A 10,488-nucleotide genomic window follows, 5' to 3' on the forward strand; every position below is an offset into this window, starting at 1 on the left:
TGCTCTACGATAATCAAGGTGACTACGCGCAGGCGGAGTCTCTTTACAAGCGTTCGCTGGCGATCCGGGAGAAGGCTCTCGGTCCCGACCATCCCGATGTGGCCACGAGTCTGAGCAACTTGGCTGAACTCTACAAGACCCAGCGTGACTACGCGCAGGCGGAGTCTCTCCACGAGCGCTCGTTGGCGATCCGGGAGAAGACTCTCGGCCCCGACCATCCTGACGTGGCCACATGTCTTAACAATCTGGCCAAAATCTATCACACCCAAGGTGACTACGCCCAGGCAGAGTTGCACTGCAAGCGTGCGTTGGCGATCCGGGAGAAGTTCTTCGGCCCCGACCATCCCGATGTGGCGGCGAGTCTGAACAACTTGGCCGTGCTCTACGAGGCCCAAGGCGACTACGTCCAGGCGGAGTCTCTCCATGAGCGCTCGTTGGCGATTCGGGAGAAGACCCTCAATGTCGATCATCCCGACGTGGCCACGAGTCTAAACAACTTGGCGGAAACCTACCGCACCCAGGGCGACTACGCCCAGGCTAAGTCATTGCACGAACGTGCGCTGGCGATCCGGGAGAAGTTCTTCGGCCCCGACCATCCCGATGTGGCGGCGAGTCTGAACAACTTGGCCGTGCTCTACAAGGCCCAAGGTGACTACTCCCAGGCGGAGTCTCTCCATAAGCGCTCGTTGGCGATTCGGGAGAAGACCCTCGGCATCGATCATCTCGATATGGCGACGAGTCTAAACAATTTGGCGGAAACCTACCGCACCCAGGGCGATTACGCCCAGGCTAAGTCCTTGCACGAACGTACGCTGGCGATCCGGGAGAAGTTCCTCGGCCCCGACCATCCCGATGTGGCGGTGAGTTTGAACAACTTAGCTGGTGTCTGTAACACCCAAGGCGACCGAGGCCAAGCGTTGTCGCTTTACAAGCGTTCGCTGGCGATTCGGGAGAGGGTTTTCGGCCACAACCATCCTGATGTGGCAATAACCCTGAACAACTTGGCTGGACTATACTGGGCTCAAAGCGATTACGCCCAAACTGAGTCGTATTACAAGCGTTCTTTGGCCATCTTAGAGGAGGCTCATGGCCCCGACCATCATCTCGTGGCAACCATTTTGAACAACTTGGCCGTGCTCTACAAGGCCCAAGGTGACTACTCACAGGCGGAGTCTCTCCATGAGCGTGTGCTGGCAATCAGGGAAAAGACCCTCGGTTCCGAACATCCAGATGTTGCGGCAAGCCTGAATAACTTAGCTGGGCTCTACAAGTTGCAAGGCGATGATGCTCAATCCGAGTCGCTTTTTAAGCGCTCGATGGCGATTTTTGAGAAAGCTCTCGGTCCCAACCATCCAAATGTTGCGACAATTTTGATGAATCTGGCAGATATCTACGACACACAAGGTGATGCAGAACAAGCTATGCCGCTTTACCATCGTTCGCTGGCGATATGGGAGAAAACCCTTGGGCCAGACCATTCCACTGTGACGATGATCTTGAACAAACTGGCATTAATCTACGCCAGTCAAGGCGACTTCGTCAGGGCTGGGCCGATCATCTCGCGTTTGACTGAGAAGAGCAGATAAGCAAGGCAAGTAGTCTTGGTGAAATCCTTTTATGTCTTTGCGGAATTATCTCGTTATGCAAAAAATCAAAAGGTTGCATATGAAAGATTTAAACGATCAGAAAAAAATCGCTGTTCTCATTGATGCGGACAATGCGCAACACTCAAAAATTAAGTATATTCTTGATGAGATATCTAAGCATGGTCACATCATTACAAAAAAAGCTTACGGCGACTGGTCCAGTGAATATCTAAAAAATTGGAAAACAGTACTAAACGAATTAGCCATTCAGCCGATACAACAATTCGCATACACAATAGGCAAAAATTCGACGGATTCATCGTTAATCATTGATGCAATGGATTTGTTGTACACTGAAAAATACGACGCTTTTGCTCTTATTTCGTCAGACAGCGATTTTACAAAATTAGCGTCTCGACTACGTGAATCAGAAGTTTACGTTTTTGGTGTTGGAGAAAGAAAAACACCTGTTTCGTTTAGAAACTCATGTGATGATTTTGTTTTTTCTGAAAATCTTGGTGAATCAATAATAATCGGTTTAGATAAAGATCAGGCCGCCACAGAACCCGCCGCAAATGTCGAAGAAATTCCCCAAGACATCATTGATGCGCTTTTAACTGGTTGGATCCAGTACAAAGACGATGACGGCGAAGATTGGGCAAATGTTGCCCCGGTGGGAGGTTTATTGAAAAGACTTAAGCCCGATTTCGACCCTCGAACTTACGGATTCACAAAAATTACAGAGTTAATTTCGAAAATTGATATCTTCGAAATGACGAAGTTTAAAGGCAAGGGTACCGTAAACATTGTCGCATACCGTCCAAAGACGCGAACCTAGCTGTTGATCAGCACCCCTATGAAGCCAAAACGTCGGCACCCTAATGGAGCCAGTTCATCGGCACCCTTAATGGAGCCACCCTGATTTTGAGAGAGCCATAAAAACACTTCGCTCGGACTTCCTCACCGCCTATCCCGGACCTCCTGAAACACAAGGAGGAAGGGATGGCCAACAGGAGGTTCGCAATGCACGAAATACGTCACGTCATCGCCAGGATGCGACTGGGCGAGTCTGACCGGGATATTGCCCGCGCAGGCGCAATGGGGCGGCCTAAAGCCGCGCAGCTTCGCGTCCTGGCGTTGGAGCAAGGCTGGCTGGACCGCAGTCAACCCCTCCCGCCCAACGATGTCCTGGAATCCCTGCTTCAGCTCCCAAGGAGCACGCAACCATCGCAGTCCCTGGCAAAGCCCTTTGCCGACCAGATCTGCACATGGGCCGACGAGGGGATACAGATCACGACGATCCATCAGGCTCTGGTCGAACGTTACGGCTTCACTGGAAGCTATGACTCGGTGCGACGCCTGCTCAAGAGCCACCAGAAGTCAGCGCCGGTAGCCACCGTCTTCCTTGATCATCCTCCAGCCGAGACCGCCCAGATCGACTTTGGCGCAGGTCCCGTCATCACCGACGTCCATACCGGCGAGGTCATGAAGACGTGGTTCTTCGTCATGACGCTCCCGTGCAGCAAGCACATGTACGCCGAACTGGTCACCAACCAGCGCGTGGAAACCTGGTTGGGCTGCCACCGCCGGGCTTTCGAGTATTTCGGCGGCACGCCACTCAAGACAGTCATCGACAATCCCAAGTGCGCCATCACCCGCGCCTGCTACTACGAGCCAGAAGTCCAGCGGGCTTATGCCGAATTTGCCGAGGGGTACTCCTTCCTAGTCTCCGCATGCCCTCCGCGTGACCCGCAAAAAAAGGGCGTCGTCGAATCGAACATCAAATACGTCAAAAACAGCTTCGCAAAGTTGCGAGAGTTCCGCAGTCTCGCTGACGCCAACCGCCAACTCCACGAATGGGTCATGGGCACAGCCGGAAACCGCATTCACGGCACGACCAAGCAAAAGCCCTTGGTTCGTTTCGCCGAGATGGAGAAGGATTTCCTGCGTCCTCTGCCGGATATCGCGCCCGAGCTGGCGGCATGGGCATCGGCAAAGTTGCATGGCAACTGCCATGTCCAGTTCGAAAAAGCCTTCTATTCCGCCCCGTTCACGCTGGTCCACAAGTCTCTCTGGCTGCGTGCCACGGAGAAGACTGTGCAGATCTTCCATGAACAAAAACTCGTGGCCACTCATCCCCGGCTGTCAAAACCCGGCGCACGGAGCACGGTGCAAGATCACTTACCACCAGAAGCCACGGCTTACCTGATGCGTGATCCGCAGTGGTGCTTGGCTCAGGCTGAAAAAATCGGAGAACGCTGCCTGGAGCTGGTCCATGATCTCTTTGCCCACCGCGTCCTCGACAACCTGCGAGCTGTTCAAGGTCTGCTGCAACTTCAGGGTCGTTACGGCAAACGACGACTGGAGGCGGCCTGCGCCAGAGCCCTGGATCACGGAGCCGGAACGTACCGCAACGTGAAGAACATCCTGGAGAAGGGTTTGGACCAACAAAACCTCTCCCTGCCAATCGCCCTGCCTGATGCCTACGGCGGAACGTCCCGCTTCACCCGCAACTCTGACATGCTAAACTAAGGACACAGCAATGAACCCCATGCCTCAACTCACGCCGCACCTGAAACAGCTCCGCCTCTCCGGCATCCTGGACTCCCTGGAGATCCGCAACCGTCAAGCCGTGGAGCAGAAGCTCGCCTACACCGACTTCCTGGCTTTGCTCATCGAGGACGAGATCGCTCGCCGTGAGCAGCGTAAACTCGTCATGAGGCAGCGCCGAGCCGGCATCAACGCGCAGAAGACGCTCGAAAGCTACGACTTCACTTTCAACCTCGGGGTGAACCAGGCGCAGATCATGGATCTGGCCACCTGTCGCTACCTGGAGGAGAAGGTCCCGGTGCTCATCGTCGGCCCCTGCGGCACCGGGAAGAGCCACCTTGCCCAGGCGCTGGGCCACATCGCCGTTCGTCGCGGCTACGACACCGTGTTTGCCTCCCACGCTAAGCTGCTGGGCCAACTCGCTTCAGCACGGGCCGTGGGCAACTTCGAGCGCAAGCTGGCGGCACTGACCAAGGCAGACCTGCTCATCATCGACGACTTCGGTCTCAAACCCATGCGCCCCGGTCAGGACGAAGACTTCCACGATGTCATCGCAGATCGCTACGAGCGGCGGCCAACGATCATCACCAGCAATCTGGACTTCTCGGAATGGAACGACGCCTTCCACAACAAGCTGCTGGGCGCGGCCACCCTCGACCGGATCATGCACGGCGCCTACCAGATCGTGCTGGACGGCAAAAGCTACAGGACTCCTCGCAAGGATCTTTCTCCTTGCAGAGGCGACTCATAAACACGTAACCAGACGAGGTCGTCCGAGTGAAAATCTCTCACTTTTGCTGGCTCTATTAGGGTGCCGATCGGTGGCTCCATTAGGGTGCTGATCAACACTAGCATCCCAACTCACCGGACCTCCGGCAAGCTGCGCTTGCCTGCGTGCGGTTATGGGTGGCGTTATGCGGCAGCAAGGGGCGTTGCAACATACTGATGGTGGAAGATTAGCTATGAATCATGATTGGATTCTCCAAACAAAGGAAACTCGCCGAGCATTCTCTAGCGCGACTTGGGTTCCGTTGAGGGCATCAATAAATCACGAAAAGGGAGATGTTGAAAGTATAGGCTACGTCAGTGAATATTTTGGTTGTGGGTCTGCTGCATTTCCACCAGAGCATCGCGAATTTGTTGAAGAGCGCCTAAGCTGGAGTGATATTGGAATAGGGCATACCGTAGCGCCTTATGCTTATGAAGATGGCTATTACGCAACCATTGATCAATTTCAGTACAACGATAAGGAGCCAATAGGCGTTAACCTCGTCTTCGAACATCCTCAGTTCGTCGTTGGCGGAAAACAATGGATATTGAATCCTGATCTGGTAGTTGCGCTCCGCCTGATAAAAGAAGGAACGAACTGGGTTAGGCCTGAAGAGAATTTCGTTGTAGTGGCCCGTGAGAGTTTTGATGAGAAAGGTGAACATTGTCAGGTCGAGATTAAACGAGAATATCTCCTTGACTATTTGACCGCAAGAAATCTTTCGCTTCGCCTCTCTTATTATCGCCAGAGAGTGGAAAATGTGCCATTGCTTGAAAGCAGCGAGTACGCAAATCTAAAAGAACATCAAGAGGATCGAGACGGCGGTCGATTTGAGTTCCTAATTCGCGACATTAATGACGTTTTCGGAGGAAGCTGGTCGATTTTCCGTGCTTGGCGAACGGACGTCGATCAAGATGAAGACGCCCCTGTGATGGGGCCAGAAAATGACCACAACACTGGCCATGAAAGCTTGCAAGGTCAACGTGGCGGTTATGAAGGCGTTCGGGTTGAGGGTGAATTCTGGCGAGATGAATGGATTGAACATCAATCTCAAAGCATGCGCGTTCGTGGAGATGCAGACACGACTCTCCCTCAGTTTATTGTCGAGACTGACGGCAAACGCATGGCATCTTCCGAACTAGATAACGAGGATATTGGTCGATGGCTTTGGTTTCGTTCAAGTCTAGTGACCGACCTTCTAGACCACCGCGGGTTCGTCCTGAAGTGGTACACGGCGGAGACCGGTGCCATTTGTTCAACCTCCGGCTATGCCACGCACTTCGGCATCAATTCCGATGACTTGCTAACGGTCTATGCCTACGACATCGCTCGTCTCCCATCTTGGGAACAGCACATCTGGGCAGCCCACAACGTTGCGCCGGACGGGAAGGTCTCAGGAGAATTGCTGTCGGCGCAAGTCAATACCCAACTGGCGTCTACACATGCGGTTGAGGAGATGCTCTTTGTTAACATGCGAATGCTCGATCAAGGCTTCCGCGACAAGTTCGGCGTTGATTTGTTCAGCCACGATATCGATGATGAATCGGCTATGCAGCAGGTATCTCGCTTCCACAGCAGGGACCAAGCGTCATTGCTAAGACTGGCGAAAGAGCTTGTCCGCGTATTCTCAGATCGTCTCAACATTCGCGACCTTCGCAAACTTTCAACTCACTTAGAGAAAGAAAAGCTTGGTTCAAACAAGCTTCTGCAAGATATATTGTCCCAGAAAGTTGGAACCGATAAGGCCCGCCAAATCTTTGCTGAGATTGCTGGCACCTATGATATGCGCGTCGGTGATGCACATCCGGCAGGATCAAAAGTTACAGAGGCCATCAATCTTGCTGGTATTGACCAAAGCATTTCGTTCCTAAGACAAGGCGAACAACTTATTCACAACTTCGGGCGATCCATTTGGATTATAGGTAAATGTCTCTTTGACCAACCTGGGCAACATGAAAGCTAGGCAACATGCCGCATAACAACTCGCTCAACACGGACGTACCAAAATGGCGCTTCGCACCACCATGGGTTTCGTCCACAGTTGCACCTCGATTTGATGGTGCTGGATTTGGCAAGACATCCTTTTGATAAACCGAATTCCTTCGCAAGATACGCTGGCCAGGGATATTGCCGAAAATCTGATCTGCATTGGCAGAATTATCCGATACTATCACCCCAGAGTGATGTGTTCGGGTGACGATCCGCCAGAGCCTATTGTTCAAACCCTTCAGGTAAAGTATTTTTATCGAACGCAACTTGGGATACGGTTCGGCCTTTTCTATCCTTAAGATCCCATTGATTAAAATCTTCGGGTAGATGCCCATATTTTGCAGCTTCATGGGCTACAGTCCATCCCTTTTTATCCGTCAGTTTCCACTGATCAAAGTCTTTAGGCAAACTACCTTTTTTTGCAGCCATGTGTGCAACAGTCAAACCCGTTATACTCGCTAAGTTCCATTCACAAAAATCTTCAGGCAATATGCCTTTTGCACCCGCAACATGAGCTACAGTCCATCCCTCTATGTCTGCAATAGTCCATTGATCAAAACCGAATGGTAAATGTTTATAAAGTGCAGCTTGATGCGCAACGGACCATCCAAAGATGTTTGCTAATCTCCATTGTGAAAAATCTGCTGGGAGACGATATTTTTGTAGAACTATATGCGCTACAGTCCATCCATTTTCATTTACAAGATGCCACTGATTAAAATTATTTGGCATTGGTTCAAAAGAAGCAGCTTCATGAGCAACAGTCCATCCTTTTTCATTGCTCATATTGAAAAGTCCGAAATCGTTAGGATACGATTCTTTTCTTGCGATAACATAACTTACGTACCACGACATCTCGCAACCCAGGGTCCACTGATCAAAGTTAGGGGGCAACCTTCCCTTCCTTGCAGCAACATGTGCCACAGTCATCCCTTTATTATCGGCCAAATCCCATTGATCAAAGTTTTGGGGCAATATTCCGTTATAAGCGGCGATATGGGCCACGGTACTGCCAGCATTATCTGAGAGGTCCCACTTGTTAAAATTTTGAGGTAAATATCCATAAACGGCAGCGGTATGGGCCACGCTCCGCCCGTCTGCATCCCTCAGTTCCCATTGGTTGAAGCTCTCAGGTAAACTACCTTTTTCCGCTGCGATATGGGCTACAGTCCGACCTTTTCCATCTATTAGTTCCCAATGATCAAAATCATTTGGGAGAGTGCCGTGATTGGCCGCGAAATGGGCCACGGTCCGGCCCATTCCATCCATCAGTTCCCATTGGTCAAAGTTTTTAGGTAAAGTACCTTTTTTAGCTGCTTCATGCGCTTCAGTCCAACCTTCAGAGACATGTGCTACGGTCCAACCAAATGACTGCAAAAGTTCCCATTGATTAAATCCTTTAGGCAAGGTCCCTTTTTTAGAAGCGACATGGGCTACGGTCAATCCATCTAAAGCAACCAATGCCCATTGATTAAAATTATCAGGTAAATGCCCATACGTTGCAGCCGCATGAGCCACAGTCCAACCTTCTTGATCAGCCAAATCCCACTGCTCGAAGTTTTCAGGCAAATGGCCATATGTTGCAGCTTCATGTGCAACGGTCCATCCGTCTGAGTCCGCCAGTGCCCATTGATCAAAACCTTCAGGCAAAGCGCCGCGCAAGGCAGCCCCATGTGCAACGGTCCTGCCTTTTGAATCCGACAGCGCCCATTGATTAAAGTTTATTGGCAAAACGCCTAGCATGGTCGCTTCATGTGCAACGGTCCTGCCTTTTGAATCCGCCAGCGCCCATTGATCAAAACCTTCAGGCAAAGCGCCGCGCAAGGCCGCTTCATGTGCAACGGTCCTTCCTTTTGAGTCCGCCAGCGCCCATTGATCAAAACCTTGGGGCAAAGCGCCGATCATGGCAGCCCCATGGGCCACGGTAGTGCCTTTTGAATCAGCGAGTGACCATTGATTAAAACCTTCAGGCAAAGAAGCTGTTTTTGCAACGACATGGGCGACGGTCCATCCGTCTGAATCCGCTAGCGCCCATTGATCAAAATCTTCAGGCAAAGAAGCGTTTTCTGCAACGACATGGGCTACGGTCCAGCCATATTTGTCCGCTAATTCCCACATCTTAAAATTTGAATGTAAATATAAGTAAAAAGCAGCGATATGAGCTACGGTCCTGCCGTCTGAATCCGCCAGTGCCCACTGATCAAAACCTTCAGGCAAAGTATTATACTTTGCGGCGATATGAGCCACGGTCCATCCACCCGGGCCTATCAATCCCCATTGGTCAAAGCCTAAAGGTAACGAACCATATTTGGCAGCAAAATGGGAAACGGCCCAACCGTCTGAATTTATCAGTTCCCATTGATGATAGTTTTTGGGTAAAGTTCCGTTTTCGGCGGCGACATGGGCTACAGTTAGCCCACAGCCATCCTTCAGTTCCCATTGATCAAAATCTCTGGGTAATGTGCCATGCTCCGCAGCAACGTGCGCTATTGTTCGCCCGTTTTCGTCCATTAATTCCCAGTTATGAAAATCAGATGATAATGTGTCTGTATTTGCTATTTTGAAATAGTTAGTTTGATAGATTGATGCGTTCTCGTGTTGTCCGGTGCTAACGGACCTCTCCTGGATTACCCAATCACGATTGTAATGATCATCAGCTAGAGTGTGACTACCCTGCTTTGAAAATAGTGCGTCCAGAAATTTTAGGTTTAGCGCCACTTCGGGATGGTCATGTCCAAGAGTCTTCTCTCGAATCTCAAGCGCACGCCTATAAAGAGTCTCGGCTTGGGCGTAGTCGCCTTGCTTTTCATAGGGTATAGCGAGATTGTTTAGGCTCGTCGCTACGTCGGGATGGTCGGGACCGAGGGTCTTTTCTCGAATTGCAAGCGCGTGTTGGAATAATGCTTTTGCTTGGACGTGATCATCATGTTTTTCATATAATATGCCAAGATTATTCATGACTGTCGCTACATCGGGATGATCGGAACCGAAGACTGTCTTTAGAATTGCCAGTGCTCGCTTGTAACAATCTTCAGATTGAAATTGGTTACCCTGTTTGGAAAAGAGCAAGCCCAAACAGTTCAGGCTCACCGCTACGTTGGGATGGTTGGGGCCGAGTTCTGTCTCTCGAATCTGTAGCGTTCGCCTATAAAACATTTCAGCAAGAATGTAGTTGCCTTGATTTTGGTAGACTACGCCCAGATTATTCGCGATCACCGCTACGTCAGGATGGTCGGGACCAAGAACTTTCTCTTTAATCATCAGTGCACGTTGCAAAAGTGTTATAGCTTGGGCGTGGTCGCCTTGGGTTTTGTAGAGCACGGCCAGGTCGTTCAGACTCGTAGCCACATCCAGATGGTTGGAGCCCAAAATTTGCTCCCGGATCGCCAGCGAACGCTTGCAAAGAGGCTCTGCCTGGACGTAGTCGCCCTGAGCATAATAAAGTCCAGCCAAATTATGCAGACTCGTGGCCACATCGGGATGGTCGGGGCCGAGAGCCTTCTCCCGGATCTCCAGCGAACGCTTGTAAAGAGGATCTGCCTGGACGTAGTCGCCCTGGGTTTCGTAGAGCACGGCTAGGCTATTAAGACTCGT

At 51.2% G+C, this 10,488-nt stretch carries 6 protein-coding genes; 5 read left to right on the plus strand and 1 reads right to left on the minus strand.

All coding sequences use genetic code 11. The features are described from left to right. The 5 genes from BMZ40_RS14810 to BMZ40_RS14830 all read left to right on the plus strand — a co-directional run. Positions 1–1,586: tetratricopeptide repeat protein (locus BMZ40_RS14810; protein ID WP_092377487.1), on the plus strand; the 1,586-nt coding region annotated here is incomplete at its 5' end. A 55-nt stretch (positions 1,587–1,641) separates the two neighbouring features. Next, on the plus strand, positions 1,642–2,424 hold the full coding sequence (locus BMZ40_RS14815) for an NYN domain-containing protein (protein WP_218143782.1): 783 nt from the start codon (positions 1,642–1,644) through the stop codon (positions 2,422–2,424). A 185-nt stretch (positions 2,425–2,609) separates the two neighbouring features. After that, the gene (istA, locus tag BMZ40_RS14820) at positions 2,610–4,118 is read left to right on the plus strand and encodes an IS21 family transposase (RefSeq protein WP_177193199.1); all 1,509 of its coding nucleotides are present in this window, start codon (positions 2,610–2,612) and stop codon (positions 4,116–4,118) included. Between the two features lie 10 nt (positions 4,119–4,128). After that, positions 4,129–4,887: an IS21-like element helper ATPase IstB gene (istB, locus tag BMZ40_RS14825; protein WP_092377493.1), complete on the plus strand. Its 759-nt coding sequence runs from the start codon at positions 4,129–4,131 to the stop codon at positions 4,885–4,887. A 163-nt stretch (positions 4,888–5,050) separates the two neighbouring features. Next, positions 5,051–6,868 carry a hypothetical protein gene (locus BMZ40_RS14830; protein ID WP_218143783.1) on the plus strand — a complete coding sequence of 606 codons (1,818 nt, stop codon included), beginning with the start codon at positions 5,051–5,053 and terminating at the stop codon, positions 6,866–6,868. Between the two features lie 248 nt (positions 6,869–7,116). Here BMZ40_RS14830 and BMZ40_RS14835 read toward each other — a convergent pair. Next, a partial coding sequence (locus tag BMZ40_RS14835; protein WP_143075655.1) for a tetratricopeptide repeat protein occupies positions 7,117–10,488 on the minus strand: 3,372 nt, incomplete at its 5' end.

The organism is Desulfomicrobium apsheronum (assembly GCF_900114115.1).
GTDB classification, from domain to species: domain Bacteria; phylum Desulfobacterota; class Desulfovibrionia; order Desulfovibrionales; family Desulfomicrobiaceae; genus Desulfomicrobium; species Desulfomicrobium apsheronum.